Source organism: Knoellia koreensis (genome assembly GCF_013041615.1).
In the GTDB taxonomy this organism is placed as follows: Bacteria; Actinomycetota; Actinomycetes; order Actinomycetales; family Dermatophilaceae; genus Pedococcus; species Pedococcus koreensis.
The window spans coordinates 335,940-362,089 of record NZ_JABEPQ010000004.1 but is presented as its reverse complement, the minus strand read 5'-3'; the positions used below and the strand labels follow the sequence as shown (position 1 = coordinate 362,089).

At 70.9% G+C, this 26,150-nt stretch carries 25 protein-coding genes; 18 read left to right on the top strand and 7 right to left on the bottom strand.

Annotated features, from left to right (window positions below):
- From HJG52_RS17400 to HJG52_RS17370, 7 genes are all read left to right on the top strand, one after another.
- Positions 1 to 695: hypothetical protein (locus HJG52_RS17400; RefSeq protein WP_206071006.1), on the top strand; the 695-nt coding region annotated here is incomplete at its 5' end.
- 8 nt (positions 696 to 703) lie between these two features.
- Positions 704 to 1,054, top strand: a complete 351-nt coding sequence (locus HJG52_RS17395) for a hypothetical protein (protein WP_206071004.1) — start codon at positions 704 to 706, stop codon at positions 1,052 to 1,054.
- Positions 1,054 to 2,061: a hypothetical protein gene (locus HJG52_RS17390; RefSeq protein ID WP_171244874.1), complete on the top strand. Its 1,008-nt coding sequence runs from the start codon at positions 1,054 to 1,056 to the stop codon at positions 2,059 to 2,061. The genes HJG52_RS17395 and HJG52_RS17390 overlap by 1 nt, the downstream gene beginning before the upstream one ends.
- Before the next feature lie 3 nt (positions 2,062 to 2,064).
- A complete protein-coding gene (locus HJG52_RS17385) occupies positions 2,065 to 3,585 on the top strand; it encodes a hypothetical protein (RefSeq protein ID WP_346767816.1) in 1,521 nt (506 codons plus the stop codon).
- A 17-nt stretch (positions 3,586 to 3,602) separates the two neighbouring features.
- Complete coding sequence (locus HJG52_RS17380) at positions 3,603 to 5,123, top strand: SCO6880 family protein (RefSeq protein ID WP_171244873.1); 1,521 nt, start codon at positions 3,603 to 3,605, stop codon at positions 5,121 to 5,123.
- Positions 5,124 to 5,164: 41 nt separating this feature from the next.
- Positions 5,165 to 6,646 carry an ATP-binding protein gene (locus HJG52_RS17375; protein WP_346767815.1) on the top strand — a complete coding sequence of 494 codons (1,482 nt, stop codon included), beginning with the start codon at positions 5,165 to 5,167 and terminating at the stop codon, positions 6,644 to 6,646.
- A gap of 15 nt (positions 6,647 to 6,661) precedes the next feature.
- On the top strand, positions 6,662 to 7,795 hold the full coding sequence (locus HJG52_RS17370; protein WP_171244871.1) for a peptidoglycan DD-metalloendopeptidase family protein: 1,134 nt from the start codon (positions 6,662 to 6,664) through the stop codon (positions 7,793 to 7,795).
- Between the two features lie 938 nt (positions 7,796 to 8,733).
- Here HJG52_RS17370 and HJG52_RS17365 read toward each other — a convergent pair.
- On the bottom strand, positions 8,734 to 9,456 hold the full coding sequence (locus tag HJG52_RS17365) for a 1-acylglycerol-3-phosphate O-acyltransferase (protein WP_171244870.1): 723 nt from the start codon (positions 9,454 to 9,456) through the stop codon (positions 8,734 to 8,736).
- Between the two features lie 724 nt (positions 9,457 to 10,180).
- On the opposite strand from HJG52_RS17365, the gene HJG52_RS17360 reads away from it, so the two are divergent.
- The 4 genes from HJG52_RS17360 (at position 10,181) to HJG52_RS17345 (ending at position 13,072) form a co-directional block, all read left to right on the top strand.
- Positions 10,181 to 10,765: a TetR family transcriptional regulator gene (locus HJG52_RS17360; protein WP_206071002.1), complete on the top strand. Its 585-nt coding sequence runs from the start codon at positions 10,181 to 10,183 to the stop codon at positions 10,763 to 10,765.
- On the top strand, positions 10,758 to 11,258 hold the full coding sequence (locus HJG52_RS17355) for a PaaI family thioesterase (RefSeq protein WP_171244869.1): 501 nt from the start codon (positions 10,758 to 10,760) through the stop codon (positions 11,256 to 11,258). The genes HJG52_RS17360 and HJG52_RS17355 overlap by 8 nt, the downstream gene beginning before the upstream one ends.
- A gap of 320 nt (positions 11,259 to 11,578) precedes the next feature.
- Positions 11,579 to 12,070: a peroxiredoxin gene (locus tag HJG52_RS17350; protein ID WP_171244868.1), complete on the top strand. Its 492-nt coding sequence runs from the start codon at positions 11,579 to 11,581 to the stop codon at positions 12,068 to 12,070.
- 537 nt (positions 12,071 to 12,607) lie between these two features.
- Positions 12,608 to 13,072 carry a GbsR/MarR family transcriptional regulator gene (locus HJG52_RS17345; protein WP_346767814.1) on the top strand — a complete coding sequence of 155 codons (465 nt, stop codon included), beginning with the start codon at positions 12,608 to 12,610 and terminating at the stop codon, positions 13,070 to 13,072.
- 645 nt (positions 13,073 to 13,717) lie between these two features.
- Here the strand turns inward: HJG52_RS17345 and HJG52_RS17340 are convergent.
- A complete protein-coding gene (locus HJG52_RS17340) occupies positions 13,718 to 14,041 on the bottom strand; it encodes a winged helix-turn-helix transcriptional regulator (protein ID WP_171244867.1) in 324 nt (107 codons plus the stop codon).
- Between the two features lie 104 nt (positions 14,042 to 14,145).
- Here HJG52_RS17340 and HJG52_RS17335 point away from each other — a divergent pair, with 104 nt between their 5' ends.
- The gene (locus tag HJG52_RS17335; RefSeq protein WP_171244906.1) at positions 14,146 to 14,568 is read left to right on the top strand and encodes a DoxX family protein; all 423 of its coding nucleotides are present in this window, start codon (positions 14,146 to 14,148) and stop codon (positions 14,566 to 14,568) included.
- A complete protein-coding gene (locus HJG52_RS17330; RefSeq protein WP_171244866.1) occupies positions 14,565 to 15,029 on the top strand; it encodes a luciferase domain-containing protein in 465 nt (154 codons plus the stop codon). The genes HJG52_RS17335 and HJG52_RS17330 overlap by 4 nt, the downstream gene beginning before the upstream one ends.
- A gap of 176 nt (positions 15,030 to 15,205) precedes the next feature.
- Here the strand turns inward: HJG52_RS17330 and HJG52_RS17325 are convergent, their stop codons facing one another.
- Together HJG52_RS17325 and HJG52_RS17320 are read right to left on the bottom strand one after the other, a co-directional pair.
- Positions 15,206 to 17,527 (bottom strand): MMPL family transporter, encoded by a 2,322-nt coding sequence (locus tag HJG52_RS17325; RefSeq protein ID WP_171244865.1) that lies wholly within the window; start codon positions 17,525 to 17,527, stop codon positions 15,206 to 15,208.
- A 33-nt stretch (positions 17,528 to 17,560) separates the two neighbouring features.
- The gene (locus HJG52_RS17320; RefSeq protein WP_171244864.1) at positions 17,561 to 18,166 is read right to left on the bottom strand and encodes a TetR family transcriptional regulator; all 606 of its coding nucleotides are present in this window, start codon (positions 18,164 to 18,166) and stop codon (positions 17,561 to 17,563) included.
- 139 nt (positions 18,167 to 18,305) lie between these two features.
- Between HJG52_RS17320 and HJG52_RS17315 the strand changes: the two genes are divergently transcribed.
- A complete protein-coding gene (locus HJG52_RS17315) occupies positions 18,306 to 18,926 on the top strand; it encodes a TetR family transcriptional regulator (protein ID WP_171244863.1) in 621 nt (206 codons plus the stop codon).
- Positions 18,923 to 19,660 (top strand): patatin-like phospholipase family protein, encoded by a 738-nt coding sequence (locus tag HJG52_RS17310; RefSeq protein WP_171244862.1) that lies wholly within the window; start codon positions 18,923 to 18,925, stop codon positions 19,658 to 19,660. Before HJG52_RS17315 ends, HJG52_RS17310 begins: the two co-directional genes overlap by 4 nt.
- A gap of 461 nt (positions 19,661 to 20,121) precedes the next feature.
- Here the strand turns inward: HJG52_RS17310 and istB are convergent, their stop codons facing one another.
- The 3 genes from istB to HJG52_RS17295 all read right to left on the bottom strand — a co-directional run bounded on the left by istB (position 20,122) and on the right by HJG52_RS17295 (position 22,755).
- Positions 20,122 to 20,925, bottom strand: a complete 804-nt coding sequence (istB, locus tag HJG52_RS17305; RefSeq protein WP_171244861.1) for an IS21-like element helper ATPase IstB — start codon at positions 20,923 to 20,925, stop codon at positions 20,122 to 20,124.
- A complete protein-coding gene (gene istA, locus HJG52_RS17300; protein WP_171244860.1) occupies positions 20,925 to 22,208 on the bottom strand; it encodes an IS21 family transposase in 1,284 nt (427 codons plus the stop codon). Before istA ends, istB begins: the two co-directional genes overlap by 1 nt.
- A gap of 370 nt (positions 22,209 to 22,578) precedes the next feature.
- Positions 22,579 to 22,755, bottom strand: a complete 177-nt coding sequence (locus tag HJG52_RS17295; protein ID WP_346767813.1) for a hypothetical protein — start codon at positions 22,753 to 22,755, stop codon at positions 22,579 to 22,581.
- 834 nt (positions 22,756 to 23,589) lie between these two features.
- Between HJG52_RS17295 and HJG52_RS17290 the strand changes: the two genes are divergently transcribed.
- From HJG52_RS17290 to HJG52_RS17280, 3 genes are read left to right on the top strand one after another with little or no spacing between them, the layout of a single operon-like run.
- Positions 23,590 to 24,003 carry a hypothetical protein gene (locus HJG52_RS17290; RefSeq protein WP_171244859.1) on the top strand — a complete coding sequence of 138 codons (414 nt, stop codon included), beginning with the start codon at positions 23,590 to 23,592 and terminating at the stop codon, positions 24,001 to 24,003.
- Positions 24,000 to 25,481, top strand: a complete 1,482-nt coding sequence (locus tag HJG52_RS17285; protein WP_171244858.1) for a type IV secretory system conjugative DNA transfer family protein — start codon at positions 24,000 to 24,002, stop codon at positions 25,479 to 25,481. The genes HJG52_RS17290 and HJG52_RS17285 overlap by 4 nt, the downstream gene beginning before the upstream one ends.
- Positions 25,472 to 26,128, top strand: a complete 657-nt coding sequence (locus HJG52_RS17280; protein WP_171244857.1) for a hypothetical protein — start codon at positions 25,472 to 25,474, stop codon at positions 26,126 to 26,128. The genes HJG52_RS17285 and HJG52_RS17280 overlap by 10 nt, the downstream gene beginning before the upstream one ends.
- The last annotated feature ends 22 nt before the right edge of the window (positions 26,129 to 26,150 follow it).

Here is a 26,150-nt window from a genome sequence, read left to right as displayed (position 1 = left end):
CTCCTGCAGCTCCTCGCGGACCAACCGCAACGCCCGGCTCTTCTCCTCAGCCGTGTAGTGCCTTCCCATGTCCCGCATCCTTCCTGATCGGAATCGATGCGGCGGGAAACCCGTGCCGCTTCACCGAGCTCGGCAACACCGGCCACGGATGGCGCCGCGGCACCCGCGACCGAGTCCTGATCGAACGGCCCAGCCACGGCGCGCTCACACCTGCCGACCTGCCCATCCCACCCGAAAGCGACCTCAACCTGAGCGTCGTCGACGTCGCCCGGCCGGCCGGGGCCGTACTGGCCACGGAGTCCTGGCTGCGCGAGCTGCTCGTGGGCGGCGAGCCGCTGCTGCTCGTGACGACGGCCACGATGCCCGGCCTGCGCCGACTCGAGACCACCCTGGCCCTGCTCGCCGACCACCGGAACGTCAGCTCCGCGGTCGTCGCCGTTCTCGGGCCGCGGCTGGCGCGCTGGCCCGGGCAGGTCCGTCACTCCACCGGCCCGCGCACCAGCGCCCTCGAGGAAACGGGCCGGCTTGTGGCCATTCCATGCGACCGCCGACTAGCCGTCACCGGCCCCGACACGGCCCCGCTGCCCTCCGCGGTCGTGGCGGCGGCCACCACCGCTCTCGAGCTCATGCCCGCCGCCGACCTGAAAAGCCCCGCCGCTCCGTTCTCTGCCCGGAAGGGATCAACACCACGATGACCAGCCTGATGACCACCACCGCCACCACCGCCACCACCGCCACCACCGCCACCGCCACCTTCACCGCCGCGTCTGCAGCCTGGCGCGCTGACGTGGCCGCCCGGATCTGCCCCAAGGCCCCCGGCGACGCCCAGCTGTATGCCGACCAGATCACCGGCTACGTGCTCTGGGGCGTCCTCGTCCTCTTCGGGGTCGGCATCATCGTCGGCATCGGCGCCATCGTCGCCGGCCGCGTCTTCTCGATGCCGCACGCCTCCAAGGCCGGCGTCGTCGCCGTCGTGGTCGTCTTCCTCGCCGCGGTCGCCTACATGGTGCTGCCCGGCATGGTCGCGGCCATCACCGGCCAGGGGTGCATCTGATGACGCCCCGCCCGACCTCGGACCTGCGGATCGCCCCAGCGCAGTCGTTCGCCCCGGCCGCCGAGCGTGACCCCGGCTGGGGGCGCAGGAGGCTGCTCGCCGTCCTCGCCGCCGCCACGATCTCGGCCGTGCTGTTGCTGACCGGCCTCGGCTACGCCATCCACTTCGCCCTCACCCCGGCCGAGCAGGCCACACCGGTGCCCGCCGAGCTCACGCACGGGAATCCGCCCAGCGGCATACGCCCCGACGGCTCACCCGCTGCTGGGCTCACCAGAGACGAGCGGCGCGACCGGATCGCCGCGGCCCCGATGCCCCCGGCTCCTCCGGCGGACGCACAGCCGGCCCCACCGGCGACCCAGCTCGCGGACCCGATCACCATCCCGCCCGCCACGACGGCGGGGCCGGCGATGGTCCCGTCCGGGTTCCCACGGACCCCGGAAGGCGCGGTCGCCCAGCTGGCCGCGATCGAGACCACGGTGCTGCAGGCGATGTCCATCCCCGTCGTGCACGCCGTCCACGAGCAGTGGGCCCTGCCCGGCGGTGTCGGGCCGGGGGAGTGGTCGCTGACCGGCCACGTCCGCTCGTTCCTCGGCGCCGCGCGAATGGGCGCTGAGAAGGACCTGCGCACCGTCGTGATGGCCACCCCGGCCGCGGCGCAGGTCAAGGGCACCGACGGTCCCGACTGGGTGCTCGCCTGCGTGCTGCTCGAGGTCCGCGCCGTGATCGAGTCCGAGGCGCGGATCGGCTACGGCCACTGCGAACGGATGCGATGGCAGCCAATCGACACTGACGACCCCAACCAGACTGGCACGGCTGGGGGGCGGTGGATGATCGCCCCCGGCGACCCGCCCGCCGTGGCGCCGTCGACGTGGCCGGGCAGCGAGCCGGCGATCGCGGCCGGGTGGAAGACGTGGGTCGACGCCGAGCCCGCAGCAGCCGCCGGCAGCCACGATCCCGCCGCTACCGCCCCCACCGCCGGCGCGGGTGCGGCCGAGGACCGGGGGTGAGCCGTGGGTCCCGGGATCGTCGACCTGTTCGCTGGCCTGGCTGGCGCGGCCGGCAAGGCCGTCGCCGACGCATGGACCGTCGCGATGCTCGGCCTGTGGAACGCCGGCCTGTGGATGATGCGCCTCGTCCTGAACCTGATGGACGCCTTCCTCTCCCCGGACCTGAGTGAGGACGGGCCCGGCGGGCAGGTGTACCGGGTGACGTTCTGGGCCGCCGCCACCCTCGTGACCACGATGGCGATGGTCCAGCTCGGCGTCGCCGCGCTGCGCCGCGACGGCAAGTCGCTGGCGACCGTGGTGGTCGGCGCCGGCCAGTTCGTCATCGTCTGGGCCGGGTGGATCGTCTACGGGGTCGCGGTCGTCGCCGCCTGCGGCGGGCTGACCCGGGCGCTGATGGACACGCTGCTGTCGGTGCAGTCCTGGTCGGCGTGGCAGCCGTGGCAGCCGCTGCAGGTCGGCGACCTCGTCGACGCCACCGTCGCCACCGTCCTGGGGCTGATGGGGCTGCTGCTGTGGCTCGCCGCGATCGGGCACCTGCTGGTCATGCTCACCCGCGCCGGCGCGCTCATGGTCCTCGTCGCCACGACCCCGATCTCCGCGGCCGGGCTCGTCTCCGAGGCCGGCAGGTCGTGGTTCTGGAAGAGCCTGCGCTGGTTCCACGCCGCCGCGTTCACCCCGGTCCTGATGGTCCTGGTCCTCGGCCTCGGCGTGCAGATGACCACCGGCGTCGCCAATGGCCTCTCTGACAAGGCCATGGCCGCGGTCGGCACCGCCCTGCCCGGGGTGATCCTCATCCTCATCGGCGCCGTCTCCCCGCTCGCGCTGTTCAAGCTCCTCGCGTTCGTCGACCCCGGCACCCCCTCCGGCGCCGCCCTGCGCGCCGGCCTGTCCGCCCAAGGCGGGATCCAGGGCCTGCTCGCCGGACGCCCTGGCGCCGGCACCGCGTCGACGTCGTCGGCGGCGTCGAGCACCGACGGGCAGGGCCGATCCCACGCCGAGAGCGCGGGGGAGGCCTCGACCGGGGCCCGGTTCGGGCAGGCCGAGCGGGGCCTGCTCGGCCTGGCCGGCCCCGTCGGGGCGGTGGCAGCAGCGGGGCTCGGGCTGATGCAGGCCGTCGGAGCCAAGGGCGCCGCGGTCGGAGCCGACGTCACCAACCAGACCGGCGCCGGGCACCAGTCCTGGCACCCCGACTTCGGCGGCATGCCCGCCAGCCGCCGAACCGACTCCGGCAGCTCGGGGCGGCCCGACGGCGGCGGCGATGATGCCGGCGGCACCGACGACGCCGGCGGACCCTCGGGTGGCCCCGCCCCGTCCACGCTCCCGACGACTCCACCCACTGCGCCGTCCCCGACCGGCACGGGGCAGGACCTGCCCGCCGCGGCCCGCACCGGCCACGGCCCCGGCGGCGCCCCGAACAGCGGCCCGGCCGGCGGGTCACGCGCCGCCTCCCCGGCGGCCGCCTCGACCGGTGGTGCCGGGGCAGCCGGTGGCGCCGCAGCCGCGACACCGATCATCCCCGTCTAGGAAGGTGAGCAAAGCGCATGGCCGTCATCTACCACGACTACAGCCGCGACCGGATCGGCTGGTTCTTCGGCCTGTCCGGCCGGCAGCTCGCCACCATCGCCGCCGCGAGCCTGCCCGTCTTCTGGTCCATCCAGCAGGGCCAGTGGCGGACCGCCCTGGCGTTGCTCGTCCTGTGGGTGCTCGTCCTCGTCGTGACCGTCACCCCGATCCGCGGCCGCTCCGCGACCGGCTGGCTGCTCGCCACCCTCGCCCACACCATCGGGGGCCTGACCGGCTGGACCCGGTTCGCCGCCCGCGCCGCCACCGGCCGCGCCGGCGACCTGAAAGTCCCGGACCTGCCCGGGATCCTGCAGGGCATCCAGATCCACGACGGCCCACCGACCGGTCCCGCCCAGGAGCGGGTCGCGATCATCCAGGACCACGCCGCCCGCACCTGGGCCGTCACCGCCGCCATCGTCCACCCCGGCATCGGCCTCACCGAGACGACCGACCGGGCCCGGCAGGGCGCGGGCCTGGCCGAGCTGCTCGACCTCGCCTCCCGCACCGAGCTCGTCGACGAGATCCTCTTCACCCTCCGCACCGTCCCCGAGGACGGCGCCGAACGCGACCTGTGGACCGCCCGCCACCGCCACCCCCACCACTCAAACCCCGGGCCCGCGCTGGCCCGCCGGGTCAACGACGACCTGCAGGCCGGCCTCACCCGGGCCTCGGTGCGCACCGAGGCCTTCATCACCCTCGTCGCCCCCGAGGCCCGGATCAGCCGCGACGCCAGAGAGTCCGGCGGCGGCATCGACGGACGCGCCCGCGTCCTGCACGGCCTCATGGCCGAGGTCGAGGCGCACCTGCGCGGTGCGATGGCCATGACGGCCGTCCACTGGCTCACCTCACCCGAGCTCGCCCTCGCGTGCCGGACCGGGTTCGCCCCCGGCGACCGGGCCGGCGTCATCGAGGCCCTCGCCGCCCGCGACACCGATCCAGGCGTCAACGCGGAGGTGCCGTGGGCGCTGGCCGGCCCCTCCGGCGCCGACCCCGTCCTGCGGCACTACAGCCACGACGCGTGGAACTCCGTCAGCGCCACCCTCAAGCTGCCCGCCCGCGGCGCCGCCATGGGGGCCCTCGCCCCGGTGCTGACCCCCACCGAGCCCGGCGAACGGCGCAGCCTGCTCGTCGCCTACCCGATCCTGCGACAGAGCTCCGCCGACCGGCGCTCCGCCACCAGCGAGTGGGCCGCCGACCTCGGCGACGAGCTGCGCGCCAAAGCCAAGGTCAAGCAGCGCGCCAAGGCCCGCGCCGAGGCCGACCGGACCCGCGGCATGGACGCCAAGCTCGCCCGGGGCCACGCCATGACCCGCCCGTACGCCGTCGCCACCGTCACCGTCCCCAAGACGTGCCGCGTCGCCGAGTACGGGCGCCGGCTCGACGCGTCCATCCGCCGCGCCGGCTACGCACCGCTGCGGCTTGATCTCGCCCATGACGTCGGCTTCGCCGCCAGCTGCGTCCCGCTGGGGGTCAGCCTGACCCGCAAGGGCGACGCATGACCCCCCGGGGAGCCCGCGGCGCGGGGCGACGGGGTAGGGGAGTGGCCCGTCTGCTCGCCGACTTCGGCCACGACCTGCCCGCCTCACCGCAGCCGGTCCGCAACGGGCGCGAACCGCGACTGTTCCGCTACGCGCCCAAGCGCGGTCAGCGGCATACCGGACGCGGGTGGGCCGCCGCGACCGCCCCCGTGGCGGCGTGGCGGATGACCTCCGACCAGGCGCCGGTCCTGTGGCCGTTCATCTCCGCGCCCGGGCTGCCGCCGACCGGCGCGCAGATGGGCATCGACCAGCTCTCCGGCGGCAGCTTCTACGCCGACCCGCTCGGGTGGGTGCTGCGCGACGACGTGCCCGTTACCAACCCGAACGTCTTCGCGTTCGGCAAACCCGGCCGCGGCAAGAGTGCGACCGTCAAGGCGTTCGTGCTGCGGATGATGGACTTCGGCTACCGCACCCTCATCGTCGGCGACCCCAAGGACGAGTACGAGAAGCTCTGCCACGCCCTCGAAGTGCAGCCCTTCGCGATCGGCCACGGCCTGCCCGCCCGGATCAACCCGCTCGCGTTCGGGCCCCTCGGCGCAGGCTGGGAGCACCTCGACGCCGCGGCCGCGCAGGCCCGGGCCGCGGTCGTCTTCGCCCGCTGGCTCACCCTCATCCGCGGCCTCGTCGGCAGTCAGCGCATCGGCGACACCCGGGTCCCGTTCGGTCCCAGTGACGAGGTCGTCGTCAAGACCGCCCTGGCCGACCTCACCGGCTACGCCCACGGGCAGAGCCGGCTGCGGGAGGTCACCATCCCCCAGCTGTGGCAGGCCCTCGACACGCCCACCGACGCCCTCGTCACCGAATGCCGGTACGCCAGCCGGCAGCAGTTCCTCGACGGCACCCGGCTGCTGCGCGACGCCCTCGGCCAGCTCGTCACCGGGGCCTTGGCTGGCCTGTTCGATGACCACACCACCGTCGACGTCGACTGGCACGCGCCCATCCAGTCCCTGAGCCTGTCCCGGCTCGAGCCCCTCGGTGACGACGCCGTCGGCATCGCCCTGACCTGCCTCAACTCCTGGGGCCGCGCCATGCGCGAGACCGCCACCCCGGGTGACCTGCGGATCGTCGTACGGGACGAGTCGTGGAAGCAGCTGCGCCTCGGCCCGGAGGCGGTCAAGAGCTTCGACGCCGACCTGCGCCTGTCCCGCCGCGACGGCGACATCCAGTTCGCCGTCGCCCACAAACCCTCCGACCTGCTGTCCGCCGGTGACACCGGCTCCCAAGCGGTCACCATCGCCAAGGACCTGCTCCACTTGGCCGACATCAAGATCCTGCACGGCCAGGACGCCGCCGTCGCCGCTGAGCTCGAGACCCTCCTCGGCCTCGGGCCGATCGCCCGCGACCTGGTCACCGGGTGGGCCATGAACGGCAAAGGCCGCGCCCTCTGGTGCGTCGGCGAACAGGCCTACAAGGTCCAAACGGTCCTACACCCCGCCGAGCTCGAGATCGCCTTCACCAACGACGCCCTCACCGGCGCGGCCTGAGCCAAGGGCTTCGTCGTGGGCAAGGTCCTCGCCGTCGCGGCGCTCGTCCTCGCGGTCGTGTGCGCGCCGCTGCTCGTCGCGCTCATGGTCGCCGGTGCCGCGGGGTCAGCCGCAGGGAACGCCTCGAGCGTGTGTGGGGGAGCGGTGCCCGCGACCGGCACGTGGCGACCGCCGTTCGTCCAGGCCTACACCCTGTCCCCCCGCGGCATCGGCTGGCGCTACCACCCCGTCTTCAAACGGATGAACTTCCACGGCGGACAGGACATGTCCTCCCAGCCCGGACCCGGCCCCATCGTCGCCGTCGCGACCGGCCGAGTCGTCCGGGCCGGCTGGGACACCACCGGCTACGGCAACGTCGTCGACCTCCAGCACGCCGGAGGCATCCAGACCCGCTACGCCCACCTCGCCACCATCGACCCCGCCATCGCTGCCGGCGCCACCGTCGCCGTCGGACAGCAGCTCGGCGTCGAGGGCTCCACCGGCGCCAGCACCGGCAACCACCTCCATTTCGAGGTCATCGCCGACGGCGAACGCGTCGACCCGATCGGGTTCATGCGCAGCCACGGCGCACCCCTCGACGGGCGGGCCGTCGGACCCTCCGGCGCGGTGGCGGCGGGACCACGCGAGGCGGTTCCGTCGGACGAATCGAACGCGCCGCTGCCACCACCCGGGCAGCCGAGGCGGAACTCCCTGCACAACCCGCCCCAGCCGATCCCCGAGGACATCCTCCGGCTCTACATCGAGGCCGGATGGAAGTACGGGATCCCCTGGCAGCTGCTCGCCGGGATCGGCATGGAAGAGACCGCCCACGGCCGCATCACCGGGGTATCGTCGGCCGGCGCCAGAGGGGTCATGCAGTTCATGCCCGCCACCTGGGCCAGCTTCGGCGTCGACGGAGACGGCGACCGACGAGCCGACATCAACAACAAGGCCGACAGCATCCACTCCGCCGCCAACTACCTCGACCACACCGGCGCCCGAACCGGCGCCGACGGAGTCCGCCGGGCGCTGCTCGCCTACAACCACGCCGACTGGTACGTCAACGACGTCCTGTACTACGCGGAAGCCTACGGGTCCGGTCGGCTCCCGGCGGCATCAGCCAGATGCCCGGCGCTCGGTGATCGTGAGACGCCGATGTCCGCTTCGTAATCCGCTGTAGGTGGTGCGTCACTGCCCACTGTTGGGCACCGTCAGAACCCGCAGAAGGACACACTGTGTCGTGCCGGAAGAAACGCCTGCTTGGGCGGCCTCGACCATGTCGAGCACGGCGCCTGGCCGGTCCCGTCACGGATTCCGGTCACGTCACTACCTCAGGTACATGTCCCCGCCTCGTGTGCCACTAGACGTCCTCGTTCACCCCGTCAACCCCACGTCGGCGAACAAGGCGGGGTTGTTGACCAGCAGCGATCGCCCTCGGCCAGGACCGCGTCGTTGGCGGTGTACCTGACACGCCGAGGCCCTCGGCGGCCCGCGAGCCGGTCAGGTCCTGGCAGACGATGCCTTCCAGCGCCCACCCCAGCCCGCGGCGCAAGACCTTCGCCGGTGGCGTGGCCGTCCGCGTCATGTTGAGGCGCCACACGTCACCGCACACGGTGCACCAGTGGCGGCGCACGTGACCTCCGGCGTCCTCGGGCGCTAGCCGAGCTGCTTGTGACACCGCCGCACGACGGTGTCACAAGCAAGGCACTGCATCAACGGCGGCGACACCGACTGGTTCCGGTCGCCCACCTGGCAGGCCAGCACGGCGCTAACGGGCGCGAGTTGTCGGCCGGTGACGCTCGGGACCGTGCTCCCCGACGCGGCAGAACGTGGTCAGGTAAGGCGACTTGGATTCCAGGTCATCACAGTGGGCCCAAGACGGCTTGTCATTCTCATCGCGGACCCGAACCCCCGAAACTGCCCACCGAGGCCTGGATCAACCAGCCCTCACGAGAGGCCCTCATACAGAGCGACTAACAGAGCCGCTTTCTCATCCGCCTTGGCAGGTTCCGCCCTGCCGCCGCGGATGGTCGCGGTGTGATGGTGTCCCTCGCTGTTCGTCTCGGCTGAGGTGCCCATTCGGGGTGCGTAACCGGACTGGCATCTGTTCATGTGGCGATTCCCCGCGGGTGTTGGCCTTCGGACCGGACGCGCCAGGCATTCTCGAGCCGTCCGCGAACCATCGCGCTCAGATCCACCACGCGGGACTCGGCCAAGCCCTCAGTTGCCAGCGGCGCTGTCACCACCACGCGCACCGTCGCAGCTTTGACCTTCAATCGCTTGGCGGGCCACACCTCGCGACTGTCAGTCACTAGCACCGGAATGATGGGAACACCGTGCCTGATCGCGATCTGGAAGGCACCGGGCTTGAACGGCAATAGGTCGCCGGTTCTGGAGGTGGTGCCTTCGGGGAACACGAGGAGCGGTAGGCCTTGGTCGAGTGCGTGTGCCGCGCCAGCGGCAATGGTTGCCCGATCTGGAGAGTCGCGGTTGACCTCGACCATGCCCATCGTCCGCAGCGCCGAACCCAGCAGCGGTACCCTGAAGAGTTCTCGTTTGGTGAGGATGCGGATACGCCCGCCGAAGGTCGAGGTGAGCACGATCGGGTCCAGGTTCGACTGGTGGTTGGAGACGACGACGCAGGCGCCAATTCCGTGGAGGTGCTGGGCGCCCTCAATTACGACGTTCGCGCCGGTCGCGAACAGCCAGCCCTGACTCCACAGGCTAAGTAGGCGGTTGGTGAGGTCGGCTGAGCGCCAGCCTCGCGGGCACAGCGTGATGGCCGTGGCGAGGGCGAGCGTCCACAGGCTGCCGGCGACGAGCGCTGGCACGGTGCGGGGCGATGGTTGGTACCTCGGGAGGCTGGCGGTTCCCACGGCTCTATGGAGCTTTCAGCGCAGCGGGGTGAGCGCCGGGACGGGAGCGGAGTCCACTGAGGCCTCCAGCTCGGTGCGGTGCTCGGCTGCTGGCCGCTCGTCGAGCACGGGGACAGTGCCTTCGCCGGCGGCAAGCACTCGAGCGCGCTGGCTTCGCACATCCTCGGGAGTGTCGGCAATTGCAGTGCCCCGGGGTGAACGCTGCGCGTCTCTCACCGGCCGCCACCTCGTCGATGGTCGCTTCGTCGACCGTCGGCACCGGGCAAGGACGTTGGCCCGCTTGCGCGCAGATCCATTGGTGCGGCTGATGTTGCCGCCGAGGTGAGCTAGTTCCCGGAGGCCCGTTACGCGTCGCCAGATTGGCGGGAGGAGCGCAACCAGGGTCGTTCCGGAGCAGCCGGTGGATAGCGCCGGGGCTCCCAGCTTCGCCGCGCAGCGTCTGGTAACGGCGTGACGTTGGCGTGGTGCTCGGCGTGCCGCTGCAAGCCACCTCCATGACTTTGAACCTTCCTTGGCAGACGCGGCGTGCGCGTGGGTCAAGCGAACCGGCGTCAAGAGGCCCTTCTTAGTGCGGGCCCACTCTCGGGGTAACCCTCATCCAGTCTCAGCGCCTACCGTACATGCATTCGTGCACGCATGTAGTCTTCTCATTGTGCCTGTGCAAGCAAGACGACAAGAGGTGCGTTCGGCCACCACGCGCCGGGCCCTGCTGGACGCCACGGTGACCTGCCTGGCCGAGCTCGGCTACGCGGGCACCACGAGCGCTGCGGTGGCGGAGCGGGCCGGCCTGTCGCGAGGTGCGCAGCTGCACCACTTCGGGACCCGCGACCAGCTGGTGGTCGCGGCTGTCGAGCACTTGGCGCAGAAGCGCCTGCGGCAGGTGCGAGAGCAGATGTCTCGGCTGGCACTGTGGCGGCCCGAGCGCGAGGGCCCGCCGTTCCGGGACAACTCCGAGGCGGCGTTGGGGCTGCTGGCTGAGGCCCTCTCCGGTCCGCTGTATGCCGCCACTTTGGAGCTGTGGGTTGCGGCCCGCTCACATCCCTCACTGCGGACGGAGCTGGTTCCCGCCGAAGACCGTGTTAACGCCGAGCTCGCCGGGATCTGCCGCACCTATGTCACCGATGATCCGATCGAGATTCGACTAACCTTGGACCTCCTCCTCGGGCGCGGGGTCAGCGGCCTGCTGACCCCGCACCCCGACCAGCGCCAGGCGGAGGTGCTGGCTGCCTGGGCTCGGCGCCTGAAGGGGGGATCCAATGGCTGACATGCCAGCCCTGCTGGCAACGTGGGAGCAGAAATTCCGGCCGCACCCGGACGGAGCCGAGTTGCCGGCTCACCACGACCACTGCCTGGGTTGCGGTCCGGATAACCCACACGGTCATCGCCTGCAGGCCCGTCGTCAGGGCGACGGCGTGGCCGCCTCGCACGCCTTTGACGAGCGCCATGTGGGCGCACCCGGCATCGTGCACGGCGGCGCGGTGGCGACCGTCATCGATGATCTCTACGGGTTCCTGCTCTACCTGGTCGGCACACCCGCGGTCACCCGGCAGTTGACCGTTGACTACCTCGCCCCGGCGCTGATCGGTGCGACGTACCATCTGGAGGCGAGCGTGACCGGCCGTGAGGGACGGAAGCTGTTCGTCGCTGCCACCCTCACCGCGCCGGACGGACGGTCGGTGGCGACATCGACAGCCGTGTTCGTCACCGTCGGCGTCGACCACTTCGGCCGAAGAGGCGTCCCTTCCCTCGACGCGTAGCTCAGCCGGGCGCGATAGCGGTGGGGGGGTCGGACGCCGGCGGGCGTTCAGTCGTGCTGGCGCCAGCGCATCGAGAGTGCCCAGGTGCCGGCGGACCGGGTCATCGCGGCAGGAACAGCTCGCTCCTCCCGCCGGCCCGAACGGGAGATGCCCGAGGGGTGCGCATGGGGCAGGTCGCAGGCCGCCGCACCGGCGTCGCGTCCACCAGGCACCTGGCGCGACCGTCGTCAATCCGGCGAGCCGAGGGCTGACCTTGCATTCTGCACCACGGGACTTACCATTGGTAAGTGCTCGTAGGGCCAAGGCCGCGGAGGGACGAAATGGCCGGAACCGGACTGCTTTCGGTGGGCGCGATAGCGCCGGAGTTTGAGCTGCGCGACCAGGCCGGTGATCTCGTCCGACTGTCCGAGCTCCTCACTCAGGGTTCCGTCGTGGTGTTCTTCTACCCGGCGGCCATGAGTCCTGGCTGCACCGCACAGAGCTGCCACTTCCGGGACCTGGCGGCGGAGTTCGCCGAGTTGGGAGCCAGAGTCGTGGGCATCAGCCCGGATTCCGTGGATCGCCAGCGCCGCTTCGATGAGGCCAACCATCTTGGTTATCCAGTCCTGGCCGATGTCTCGGGTGACGTCTGCCGGGCCTACGGGGTGGCCCGGACGCGGTCGCGCACCCGACTTCTGCCCTTGCGCCGCTCGACTTTCGTGGTTGCCCCTGACCGACACATTGCGGCTGTCATCCGCAGCGAGCTCCGGATGGATGTCCACGCGGACAAGGCGCTCGACATCCTCCGCCGACGCGCCACGTCGGCAACGTGAACGCACGCACGTCCTGAACTCCCCGCCGGAGAGTCGCCGACCGTGGGCCGGAGCGCCACGTTCTTGTATCGCATCCATCACCCAGCTGTCGCCCAGCGCGACGGGCACGAGCGGCGCATCACATGCTGCCCGGCATGCGGCTCCTACGGATGTGGAAGGCGCGGGACGGCCGCGCGATAGTGAAGGGCGAGCCGACCCCCCCACACCCGGTTCGACCCAAGCAGAATGAGGACGTGTCTGCCGAGCGACCGGGTCTTGCGCCGTCCGCCCCGGGGCCGTGGGAGCGACCCGGAACGTCGCACTCCCGGGGATCTCCTTGGCTCACGACGCCGCCGGCCGGGAAGTTCGGCCTCGGCAAGCCAAGGAGCAGCCCCAGGCCGCGCTTGACCCTCCACCAGCTGAGCGCCAGGCCCGCTGCCTGGTTGGCCCCTGGACAACTGACGGCCGGCCACGCGAGGTCGGGGCCCGCGCCCTGGTCCAGAATCCACCTCGGGCCGGATTCATGACATCGTGAACGTGCCGAACTACCCTTGTCACGTGGGTAATGTCCAACAGGCCGTCGAACGCCTCGGCCGCACCCTCGAGGACGGCGGCATCCCGCGCATGCCGGCTCGGGTGTTCGCCTATCTCCTGGCCGAGGACCGTGACCACTGCACCGCCGCCGAGCTTGCCGCCGCACTGCAGGTCTCACCTGCCGCGATCTCCGGCGCAGTCCGCTACCTCATCCACAACGGGCTGATCATCAAGGACCGCCGGCCCTCGGCCCGTGGGGACTTGTACCGGCTCGTCGACGGGGATGTCTGGGGCGCGATGATCACGGCGCGGCTTCCGCAGATGGACCACTACCTCGAATCGCTGGACAAGGCCGTCGCCCTCCTGGAACCCGGCAGCCCCGGCCGGGCCAGGTTCGAGGAGACTCGCGACTGCTTCGCCCTTGCCCGGGAGGCCACGGCCGACCTTGCCGAGCGCTGGGCACGGCACCACGACGCCCACACGAGGTAGCCACCTTCCGGCAGTGTGACACTGACGCTCTGGCCCTTGTCCCGATTGGGGGGATTCTCGCTGCGATGTGCGCGTTCGCACTTCCCCCCGCTCGTCCACGCCCCGGTCCGCCGTCGTCCCATCCCGGGGCTCACCGAGCCGCCTGGGCGGCCGCAACTTGTGCATTCCGACGACTTACATACGTGCATGACGGCATGTAGTCTGGGCATGTCGGACGTCACTCGGTGCACTGACCGCGTCCGATGGAGGTGGCCCATGGATTCAGATTGCGCCTGGCAGGCACTGGCGGACCGGCTCGCCGACGCGGCTTGGCACGCGATGTGGTTCCTCTACGGCGGTCTGGTCGCGTTCGGAAGCTGCTGGTGCTTCGGGTGCGGGGCTTACGGCGTTTGGCAGGAATGGGATCGTGACTGGCTCCGGCGTCGCGGGCAACGTCGGATCGACCGAGAAGTCGCCCGCGGCCTGCGCCAGGTCGAGGAGTTCCTGCAGCAGCAGACTCCGGCACGGACGGAGGGCTCCGACGGCGCCAAGCCGTCCCGTGGATACCGAGGCCACCGCCGACGCCCGTCACGCGGATAGGGCGGGCGGTCCCCAGCTGATCGACACCCGGGGCCGCGTCCCCGGCGCCCGGCCGAGACGAGTGCGTCAGGCTGGTGACTCCTCGGGCTCGGTGTCGGTCCAGCGGCGGTTCCAGCGGTCGATGGCGAGGAAGACGTGCTCGAGGTCGCGCCCCATGTCGGTCAGCTCATAGCGCGGGCAGCCCTCCTTGAGCCGGTGGGTGACCACGCCGGCGCGGCACAGCTCCTCGAGCCGCTGGCTGAGTAGACGCGAGGACAGGTGCGGGACCGTGTCGAGCAGGTCGGTGAAGCGGACCGGACCGTCGAACATCGGCCGCAGGATCGAGGCCGTCCAGCGACGCCCCAGGAACTCGATGGATTCCTGGAACCGCGGGCAGTGCTCGGCGTCCAACTCTTTTCTCCCCACCACCATCACAGGATTGCACCAGCACCGACACGAGGGTAAGTTATGTATCGTAACTACCTTCAGTAATCCCGCAGTGAAGGGGTGTCGTGATGGAGTGGTTGGTGCTGGTGGGGCGGCTGTTGTTCGCCGCGCTGTTCGTGGGTAGCGGGGCGGGTCACCTCACCCAGTCCCAGATGATGGCCGGATACGCCCAGAGCAAGGGCGTGCCGTGGGCCCGCGCGTCGGTCCTCGGCACCGGCGTGCTGATTTTGGTCGGTGCGCTGATGGTGCTGCTGGGCGTCTGGGCCGACCTCGGCGCGCTTCTCCTGGTGGTCTTTCTAGTTCCGACCGCGGTCCTGATGCACGGCTTCTGGAACGTCACCGACCCACAGAGCAAGCAGATGGAGCAGACGCAGTTCCTCAAGGACCTCGCTCTGGCCGGTGCGGCGCTGATGCTGTTCGCCTTCTTCGCCACCACCCCAGACCTCGGGCTGACCCTCACCGACCCGCTGTTCGACGGCCTGTTCGAATGACTCTCGCCACGCCGCTGCCGACGCGGTCCGGGCCACGCCCGCGCACCACCCCGTCCAATCCACACACGCAGCTCGACCAGCAGCCCGCCGACCCGAGCATCCGGGAGCAGCTGGCGGCCAGGCTGTTCGCCCTCCCGGGTGTCGTGGAACGCCCCAGCGCGATCTCCGTGCCGGGGGCGCGGGCCCTGACCCTCCGGCAGCCGGGTCCGCGATCGCCGATGTTCATGGTCGGCAAGGAGTTCGCGCACCTGCATCCGGCGCCGGACTTCAGCCTGCACGCCGCGCTGCCGCGCGAACTGATGGTCGAGGCGATCGAAGCAGGCTGGGCGGAGCCGCATCCGATCGCCCGGCTCGGTCTGATCCCGGAGACCATCGTCATGCTCTACGCGCCACGGGACGAGAACGAACTCGACGTGGTGGCCGGCCTGGTCACCGCGACCCAGGCCCTCCTCGTTCCCTGACCTGCATTCTGCCGGGTCGGTACGCGCCGACCCCGGCACCCGTCCCGAACCAGGCGCGAGACAGTCACAGGGCGGACTCCGAGGGTGTCTCCGCAGACCGCCGAAGACACCGCGTCCTCAACCCCCAGCCAGGCGTCGGCCACAGGGCGCCGCGCCGGAGCCGTGGGTGACCGCGCCTACCGCGTCCCAACGGCGTCGGGACGCGGCGACTCCTGACTGTCCTCACGCCGGGCGAGCATCTGGAGGAGACGGTCGCCCTCGACGTCGAGGTCGGGCAGGATCCGGTCCAGCCAGCGCGGCAGCCACCAGGCCTTGTCGCCGAAGAGCGCCATCAGCGCCGGGGTCAGGGTGATCCGCACCAGGAACGCGTCAATGAGGATGCCGATCGCGAGCGCAAAGCCGATCTGCTTGATCATCACGTCGTGGGTGAAGATGAAGCCGGCGAAGACCGACACCATGATCACCGCGGCCGCGACGACCACCCGGCTGGCCTGGTCGAAGCCGTGCACCACGCTGGCCTGGCCGTGGTAGCCGTGCACGTGGGACTCTCGCATCGATGAGACCAGGAACACCTGGTAGTCCATCGCCAGGCCGTACAGGATGCCGGTGACGATGACGGGGATGAAGCTCATCAACGGCCCGCCCGTGTCGATGCCCACCAGCCAGCCGAGCCAACCCCAGGAGAACACCGCCGTGGTCACCCCGAAGGTGGCAAGGATGCTGAGCAGGAACCCGACGGTCGCCTGGATGGGCACGACGATGGACCGGAAGACCACCAGCAGGATCAGCAGCGACAGGCCGACGATGATGGCCAGGTAGACCGGGACGACCTCGGCGAGCCGGTCGGACATGTCGATGCCGATCGCGGTGAAGCCGGTGACACCCACCACGACGTCGTGCTCCAGCGCGATGGCAGAGGTCGGGGCCCGGAGCGCATGAACCAGGTCCGCGGTGGCGTCGTCGTCGGGTCCGGAGGTGGGGATGACGCTGAGCACGGCGATCGCGCCGTCCTGGCTGGCGCCGACCGGCATCGCGGCCACGATGTCGTTGCGCTGCTGCAGCTGCTGGGTGACGGCGCCGAGGGTCTGAGGGTCAACCGCGGCGCCCTCGGCGGACTCGACGGTCACCAGCAGCGGGCCGTTGAAGCCCTCGCCGAACCCTCGGGTGACGGCCTCGTAGCTCTGCCGGGCTGCGGTGTCGGTGTTGGCGGTCGCGCCGGTCGGCAGGCCGAGGTCCAAGCTCGCCGCGGGGATGGCACCCAAGCCGAGTACCGCGACGACGCCGACGACCACCGGCCAGCGGAACCGCACCACGGCCTTGACCCAGTGGTCCGCGACACTGTGGGTCTCCTCCTCGCGCCTGGTGTGCCCCTTCTGGCGGGCCTTGGCCGAGACGATCCGCTCGCCGATGAGTCCGAGCAGGGCCGGCAGCAGAGTCAGAGCGATAAGGACCGCCAGCAGCACTGTGCTCGCCGCCACCAGCGCCATCGTGGTGAGCAGGGAGATCCCGATGACGGTGAGCGCGACCAGCGCCACGAGCACGGTCAGGCCGGCGAAGAACACCGCGCTGCCAGCGGTCCCGACCGCCCTTCCGGCGGCCTCACGGGCCTCCAGGCCGCGGTCGATGATCAGCCGCCGCTGCCGGTTGACCACGAACAGCGCGTAGTCGATGCCCACGGCCAGGCCGATCATCAGCGCCAGCACCGGGGTGGCGCTGTTCATCTCCACCAACTTCGACAGCGCGAACGCCGTGCCGACGCCGATCCCGACGCCGACGAGCGCGGTGACCAGCGGAAGTCCTGCGGCGACCAACGACCCGAGGGTCAGTATCAGCACCACCGCGGCGACCCCGAGACCGACGACCTCTGCAGGGCCGACCGGGATCTCGATGGCCTTCAGTGACTCGCTGGGCAGCACCCGCAGACCGGTGCCATCCGCCTCGGCGCCCTCGACCACGTCGAGCACCGCGGAGACCTCCTCGTCGGTCAGCGACGTCGATGGCACTTTGAACTGGAACTGGAACAGTGCCACCGGCGCCCGGGTGGAGACCAGCACGCCCGGCACCGGATTGCCGTCGACGACCAGCGGCTGGTACGGCGGCGGCTCCGCGCCCGGCTCGGTGGGCGTCTGCTGAGCGTCCGCACCCGGCTGCCCCTGGGCATCGATCAGGTCGGCGGGGTTGACGACCTGCTCCAAGGCGTAGACCTCCTGTACCGTCCCCGCGATGGCGGCCATCCGCTCCGGCGTATCCAACCGCTGGCCGTCGGGCACGGTGAAGACCACGCTGGCCTGACCGCCCGAGGCCGCGGGCAGCTCCTCGATGACCCGGTCCAGGACCTGCTGGGCCTCGGTGTTGTCGATCTTCATCTCGGAGGTGACCTTGACCCCGTTGACCACCAAGACGCTCACCACCGCGGCAAGCACCAGCACCCAGCCGACGATGAACGGCCAGGGCCTGCCGAAGGCCGCTCGGCCGAGGCGGTACAGGAACGTGGACATGCGGTTCTCCTCAGAAGGTGAAGTGTGCGCGGGTCAGAAGCCGGTACGAAGATGCTGGAAGGCGACCTCGAGGAACTGGTCGAACTCCATCGACCCGTTGCTCGATGACGTGTCCCCAGGGAGACGGACGTCGACCAACCCCTCGAGCGCCGACGAGACCATGCCGTAGAGCGCGCCGAAGAGCAGTGAGACGTAGGTCGTCGGGTATCGATCGGCCGCGACCGTGCGCAGCCGCTGCTCAGCCTCCAGCCGCATCCGGTGCTGGACGTGGTGGACATACGGCTCGAGTGACGGGAACTCTCGGGAGAGCCTGATGACCTCCCGCATCCGCGAGAGAGTCTCCGTCGTCAGCTGCAGCTGCAGCACGGCAAGGATCGCGTCGAGCAACGGGACATCACCCGAGACGTCCTCCAGGGCGTCCCCCGCGGCCTCGATGCCCGAGTACGCCACCCAGGCGATCGCCGCCTCCTTGCAGGAGTAGTGGTTGGCGAACGTGCGCCGTGAGTACCCAGCCCGCTCTGCGACATCGTCGATCACGAAACCGTCCAGACCGCGCGCCCTTGCCAGGTCGAACGCGGCCTCGGCGAGCGCCTGTGCGGTCGCCTCACGCTTGATGTCCCGCAACCCGGATCGCGTCACACCAGCAGTCTGGCGGTTCAATGCCCTAAAGGCAAAATGACCCAACGGGCAACAGGGCTCGGTCGCCGAAGAGGCCACTTCGGACACAAGTGAGAGTATTCTCTCGGTTAGATGTCATGTCTGCGATGGGAGGATGCGTGTGGCCACCCCGAAGCTGGCGTCCAGGCGCTCGGACGCCGTGTCGAACGTCGCACGGATCGTGGAGGCGGCACGCCGCCTGTTCGCCACCGGCGACGGCACTGGACCGCTCAGCCGCATCGCCCGAGAGGCTGGCGTCGGGGTCGCGACGCTCTATCGGCACTTTCCGAGCCGAGAGTCCTTGGCCTCCGCTGTGTACGCGCACGTGTTCGCCACCGAGATTGAACCGGCACTATCGACCCTCGGGCGCAACGGCGTATCACGGGAGGCGCTACTCGACGTCGCCGAACGGATCAGCGACGTGGTGGCGCACGAACCAGGTCTCGTCGCCGCCATGAGCCGGATGACCGAGGTGACCGGGGACCTGCTTCGCCCGCGAATGGAGACGATGGCCCCGATCCTGCGCGCCAGCCAGGAAGCGGGCAACATCCGCGAAGACATCACCCCTGAAGACCTCCCCGTTCTCATCGCCTTGGTCGCCACCGCCTTCGGAAGCACGCGCCTCGACCCACCAGCACGCCGCCGCTACCTCGGGCTGCTGCTCGACGCGCTCAGCCCGAGCCACATCGTTCCGACAGCCGCCCGCCGAGGGTGCCCGACCAGCACGGAGTCTCCTGCATGACATCCAGCCCGCGATTCGGTCTCGCCCTCGGTGGGGGTGCCGCGCTCGGCGCTGCCCACATCGGTGTCCTGCATGCCCTCGCCGACCACGACATCCGACCGGAGATCATCACAGGGACGAGCGCCGGTGCTCTCGTCGGCGCCGCATTCGCGGCCGGCCTGCCCCTGGACCTCATCGAGGAGAAGATCCGCACGGCCACATGGGCCACCTTCGGTCAGTTCACCGTCGCACCCCGCTTGGCGCTCCTTGACAGCTCCGTGCTTTCCTCCTCGGTGGCCCTGCTGGGCCACGAGCCGAGGATCGAGGACCTGCCCCGCCGGTTCGCGGCTGTCGCCACCGACCTGCGCACCCGGGCATCCGTGGTGCTCTCCCACGGCCCACTCGACCTGGCCCTACGAGCAAGCATCGCCGTCCCTGGGCTGTTCCCACCGGTCGCCTGGGAGGGTCGCCTCCTGGTCGACGGCGGCTTGACCGACAACCTACCCATCAGACCCGCCCGCGACCTAGGCGCCGACGTCGTGATCGCCGTTCGCCTGTACGGTGGTCCCAAGCGGGCAGCCACGAGACGCCCCGCCGCGGCCCCGGAAGTCGCGCCGCCACCCGATGTCGAGACTCTGATCATCGAGCCACAGCTGGGGCAGCTCTCGAAATGGTCACGCAGCGACGTCCCCAGGATCATCGACGAAGGGCGACGTGCCGCCGATGCCGCCCTGGCCGCCATCCAAATGGGATGACAACGACATGAACCAATCCCATGACCAGCACTGAGTAAGACGATCACGGTTCGCGCACCCAGCTGTAGATGTCGGATTGGAGGAAGTCCAACCCCTCCAGCGTCCTGCGGTTGGGCCGCCCAGAGCGCTTCAAGGCGGCGCGGAAACCGCACCCCTTCCGTCGCCCACATCTTCTTCGAGCACAGGGTCGAGGAGGTCCAGTGACGACACGCTGCGTGGCTTCCACGTGCTCAGCCAGCCACGACACCGGGAGACCGCCCGGACCCACCCGTCGAGCGACCGCGACGATCCGCCGCAAGTGGATCGCGGTTCTTGGCCGAGTCGCGTCCTCCGTGCGCGTCATCACCTTGCGCCTGCCCAGGGCTGGCCCCGCAGAGCGCGTGGACTCACGGTTCACGCTCTGTCAACGGCGGCTGAAAACTGACCCCCAGTCGTCGGTTGAAAGTTGACCCCCTGGGGTTCTAGTTCTCTTCGGTGACGGCCGCGGGGACGCGGCCGAGGTCTCGGTTCTTGAGCCGGTAGGAGTCGCCCTTGAGGGCGATGACTTCGGCGTGGTGGACGAGGCGGTCGATCATGGCGGCGGCGACGGTGTCGTCGCCGAAGACCTCGCCCCAGCGGGCGAAGGTCTTGTTGCTGGTGACGATCAGGCTGGCTCGTTCGTAGCGGGAGGAGACGAGCTGGAAGAACAGGTTGGCGGCTTCGGGTTCGAAGGGGATGTAGCCGACCTCGTCGATGACCAGCACGGGGTATCTGACGAGGCGGCGCAGCTCGTCCTGGAGCTTCCCGGCGTGGTGGGCGTCGGCGAGTCGGTCGATCCATTGGGAGGCGGTGGCGAACTGGACCCGGTGCCCGGCCTGGCAGGCCCGCACCGCCAGGCCGGTCGCGAGGTGGGTCTTGCCGGTGCCGGGCGGTCCGAGCAGGACGACGTTCTCCTTGGCGGCGACGAAGTCGAGGGTGCCCAGGTGGGCGATGGTCTCTCGTTTCAGGCCGCGGGCGTGGTCGTAGTCGAAGTCCTCGAGGGACTTGCGGGCCGGGAACCGGGCGGCCCGGATCCGTCCCTCGCCGCCGTGGGCCTCGCGGGCGGCGACCTCGCGTTGCAGGCACGCGGCGAGGAACTCCTCGTGGGTCCACGCCTCGTCGCGGGCGCGTTGGGCGAGCCGGTCGATCGACTCGCGCAGCGTGGGCGCCTTCAACGCGCGGGTCAGGAACTCCAGCTCCGAGGACACGTCCCGGCCCTGCCGGGGGCTCGTCGTCGTGGTGGCCATCAGCCGACCGTCCCATCCAGCTGCCCGTCGAGCTCGTCCAGCTGGTCGTCGAGGCCGAACGCGGCGTCGTACGTGTCGAGGGAGCGGACCTCGACCTGCTGCCCGGTGGGGAGCTCGGGGATGGGGCGCAGCAGGTCCGCGCGTCCTCGGCGCAGCAGCTTCGCGGCGACGGCGTGCTCGAAGTCGGTGATCGTCTGGTGCCAGGCCCACACCCGGGCGTGGTCGGCCACCACCGTCCCCTCGCAGGTGACCCACACCCGCTGCAGGTCGGCGTGGACCTCCACCCGGCGCCCGATCACCGACGGGTGGACCGAGTAGTCGTTCGAGTCGAGCCGGATGTAGTGGTCCCGCGGCAGCCGGGTCGTGGCCCGCCAGCCGACCTCGGGAGGAACCGGCGGCAGCGCCAGCATCGCCGCCCGGTCCGCGCCGACCCGGTCGTCCGGGCGGCAGCCGAGCACCCGCATCCGGCGCGCGTTGGCCTTGAGCAGGAACCCCGCGAGCTGGGTGTTGAAGTCGGTCGGGCCGGTGAAGGTCCGGCCGGGCAGGAAGGAGCGCTCGAGGTAGTCGTGGAACCGCTCCAGCATGCCCTTGGCCTCCGGGTCGGCCGGCTTGCAGATGTACACCGCCGCCCCGAGCACCCCGCGGAACCCCTGGCAGGCCCCGGTCAGCTCCGGCGCCCGCGCCCGCCACCGCCCGACCGCGCCCTCCCCGTCCCACACCAGCGTCCTCGGAACCGCGAGCAGCTGCTCGGACAGCAGCCGCCACCAGCCGGCGTACAGGTCCGGCGCTTCCCGTGACGGGATCAGTGTCGCGCCGGCGAACCGGGAGTACCCGGACACCGTCGTCATCACCGGCAGCTGCTTCGGCGGGCGGGACTGCCCGTAGCCGACCGGCAGCTCGATCGGCGGGAACCAGAAGTCGAACTGGGCCAGCTCACCCGCCTCATACATGGTGCGTGAGGCCGGGTCCGGCGGCAGGTAGGCCGGGCGCAGCTCCCGGACCCGCTCCGTGAACACCGTCAACCCCCGGGTCCAGCCGACCCGTTCGGCGATCACCGTGGCCGGCATCGTCGGCACCGCCCGCAGCTGCTCACGGATCCGCGGCTCGAACGCGTCCACCGCCGACCCCGTCGGGGTCCGCTCGTACCTCGGCGGCCCGTCCGCCGCAAGCGCGGCACGCACCGTGTTCCGGGCGATGCCCAACGTCCTGGCGATCACCTTGATCGGCATCCCCTCAGCCCGGTGCAACCTACGGATCTCTGCCCAGTCCTCCACTGACAACACTCCTGCCTCCCTGCCTCGAAGCTGAGGACAGGGTCTCTGCAGGGGGTCAGTTTTCGACCGTCGATACGGGGTCAGTTTTCAGGCGTCGTCGACACGCTCGACTGCGGGCTCAAAACGGCAGCGCCCGCCAGGCCCTGCTCACCCACACCTGCTAGCGACCGCACGAACGACACCCACCGCGGTCACCCGGCAGCGAGGCCGGCGATCACCCACGCTCTACCCGAGCGTCGGCCACCAAGCCGGTCGGGCTGCTCTCCAGCCTCCCACCGGTGGATCGTGGCTCAGTTCCGCGCTTCGATCGCGCGGGATCTCACCTCGTCGTGACAGCCCCAAGGTTTCGAAAGGGACCGTCTGCGTCAGTTCTCCCTGTTCAACGCCTGTGATGGTCGCGGCTTGTATCGGGGTCATCGTCGGGGACAAAGGCGTCCTCGTCGACGGAGCGCGTCTTGCGGTAGTGCGCCTGGAGCCACTGGTCGAGCTCCCGGTTCTCGACGCGCCACTGGCCACGGCCGCCGATCTTGATGGCGGGAAGGTCGCCGGCCCGCACCAAATGCGTACACCTGCGCTTCGCTGGTGGCGAGCATCGCCGCGACCTGCTTGAGGGTGAAGAAGCGGTGGGGCAGGCCCTCTTCGAAGGGCTCGGGTTCGATGGGCACGGCGACGTCCTGGACTACGCGGCCTGTCGGCCCGGTTCCCTTTGCACAGGCGGGGAAGTGGGACCGGCCCTCGTATCGGGGGGGGGCGACGAGGGCCGGTCATGCGCCGCTGGACTCAGGGGGGTGTCGTTGCGGCGCTGCGGTTAGCCTACGGGGCGACCCGCGACCTGATGGCGCGACGGAGCGCGTGTCGCCGGCGTCCACGGTGAGTTCGAACAGGTGTTCTGGTCCGTGGCACCATGGAGGGATGACCGGCGGCATGACACCTCCGTCCGGGGGAGGGATGCCCCTGAAGGATCGGCCCGTTGCTGGGCCCGGAGCCCTGCCCAAGGCCCCGGGCCAAGTCCAGCGTGCCAGGCACTGCTGGGTGGACAGCGCCACCGGCGATGAGGCCGTTCATGCCGGGCTGGTGATCGAGTGGCGTAGGCGGAGCGCGGGGTGGTCGGCTCTCGTGACGTATGTCGTGGACGACCAGGGCAGCCCCGTGGTCGTGACGCAGTGGCTGGATGGAGCGCTGCTGCGACCCGCACGGTAGGCCCCGCTTCGCCCTCCGGCACCTCGTATCGAGCGCATCGCTGAGTGTGGCCCTGCCGGTGACAGGCCTGCTTTGCTCGCTCATCGGGTGACCGTGGCCGCGCCTGCCGCCCCTTCGGGGGAGAAGAATGGAAGGGAGTTTGGCCATGCAGCGCGCTCGTCGACACGATCCTCACCCCACCCCGTGGGAGGTGCCGCTCGCGATCGTGGTCGGATCGCTTCTCCTCTTCGTGGTGGGCGCCCACGTCGGCCGCGGGATCGCCAACCTGCTCAGCGTCGGCTGGTGGGAGTTCCCGGACCGGGCGGACTTGTTCACGAGCCTCCCCGGTCTCCTTGAGGGTGACGCCGGTGCTGGCTTGACGGCGACGCACCCAATGGTCGCGCCGGCCATCGTGCTGTGGGTGTGCATCGCCGCCGTCGAGCTGGCCATCCTCGGGCTGGTCGTCGCCGGGATCAGGGCCGGCCTTCGACTCTGGGGCCCCTCGAGGGTGCAGGGCGTGGCGACCCGAGTGGAGGCTGAGCGTCTGCTCGGCTGGTCCCGGCTGCGCCGTCACGCGGCGATCGTGCGCCCCGACCTGTACGGCAAGGGTCGGGGGCAGGCATGAAGACCGTCACCCTGGTCCGGCGCGTCGACCCGGCCGCGATCGGCTGGCCGCTTGGTCGGGCTCACGAGCCGCGCGGTGGTGACCTGTGGGTGCCGTGGGATCGCACCGCAGGCGTGATTGGACCGCAGGGCTCGGGCAAGACTCTCGACCTGCTCACCCCCGCGCTGCTCGCCGCGCCCGGCGCTGCGCTGGTCACCCTCACGAAGCTCGACGACCTGCTCCTGACCCTCGCTGACCGCTCCGGTGACGGCCGGCCGTGCGTGGTGCTCGACCCGTTCGGCCTCGCGCCCGGGGTGCCGGAGCTGGTGTGGGACCCGATCGACGGGTGCGTGGATCCGATGGTCGCCGAGCGGCGCGCGAAGGCGTTCACCGCCGGCACGGTCAAGGGCGCCGTGCAGGTCGGCCAGGGCGACGACGCGGCCCGCTTCTACGCGGCCGAGGCCGCGAAGGTGCTGCAGGCCTACTTCCACGCCGCAGCCCTGACCGGCCGCACCCTCGAGGACGTGCTGCGCTGGGTCGCCAACCCGCACGCCGCCGCGCAGCCGTCGGAGATCCTGCGCGCGCACCCACACGCGGCACCGTTCTGGCACGGCCTGCTCCACGGCGCCCTGCACGGCGACGACCGGACCGCCGGGAACACGATCACCACCGTCCAGCAGGCGATGAGCCTGTTCTTCCAGGAGGACATCCGCCGCCGCTGCGTGCCCCGGCCGGGTCTCCCGGCCACCGACATCGCGAAGCTGATCGAGGCCCGCGGCACGATCTACCTGCTCGGCCGGGAGGACCCCTACGCGTCCGCGTCCCCGCTGATGACGGCGCTGGCGGAGCACGTCCTCGACACCGCCCTCGCCCTGGCGAACCGGTCCCCGTGGGGGCGGCTCTGCCCGCCGATGCTCGCCTGTCTGGACGAGCTGCCCTCGACCGCGCCGCTGCCGACGCTGCGCACCCGGATGGCGAACGAGCGCGCGCTCGGCATCTCTTTCATCTACGCCGCGCAGACGTGGCGGCAGCTGGCCGCGATCTTCGGCGAGCAGGAAGCCAGGGCCCTGTTCGGCCTGAGCAACGTGCTGGTCATCTTCGGCGGCTCCAAGGACGTCGCGTTCAACCAGGAGGTCTCCGACCTCGTCGGCACCACCCGCGTCAGGCGCACCACCTGGCAGAGCGGCAGCGGCGGCAGCCGGGGCGGGCGGTCCACCTCCGGCGAGGACATCCCGATCCTGCGTCCGGAGGAGATCCGCCAGATCCCCGACCGTCACGCCCTGGTCGTCGCCGAGAACGGCCGACCGATCATCGCCCGCCTGAGCCGCTGCATCGACGGCAAGGACGGCCGGCGCCTCCTGCGCGACCAAGCCCGCGCCCGCGAGCAGCTGGCCACCGCCCGCCGCACCGCCCACGCCCCGGCCGCTCGAGCTGCCGACGCGCTGGCCGAGGCACGCCGGCGAGGCCTCGCCCCCGAGAGCACCGAGACATGGCGCTGAACCCGCCGACCCCAACCGACGGCACCGGCGACCCCGGCCGCTCCCTCGTCCGGCCCTTCCCTGAGGTCGGTCCGCTGATGCGGGTCGCCTACCGCGAGCTCGGCATCCTCGCCAATGGCAGCGAGCAGCAGATCCGTGCCCTCGGTGATCCGGCGCGGCTGCCGCGACCCTGGGACCCGGCCACCTGCCGCCATCCCGACCTCCGCGCCGAGGTGTGGGCCTGGCTCGAGGCCGTCGTCGAATGGGTCAACCACGAGCACGTCTGGGACGCCGCCGCGGTCATCCCGCCGTGCTGGCCCCACCACCCGCACTTGGTCCGCGAGCTCGCCGTCCTGGCCGACCAGCGCCGCCGCGCCGGCGCAGCCCTGACCAGCGACCTGCTCGAGGACTGGCACCGCTCGACACTGCCCGGCTTCCTCGACCGGATGCGCGCCCGCCTGCGGAACCACTGCGACGAGGGCCACCAGGCCTGGCCGGCCAAGGGCCGCCACATCCGGCACACCGAGCGAGCCTGCCGGGCTGAACGAGCAGAGGCGTTCACCGCCGACGTCAACACCCTCGACGAGCAGTCCCCGGACGCGCCGCACCGAGCCTTCTCGGTCGTCGACCTGGCGACTGGCGAAATCCATGATGAACGGACGCTGTGAGCGAACAGCAGGTGGTGCCACC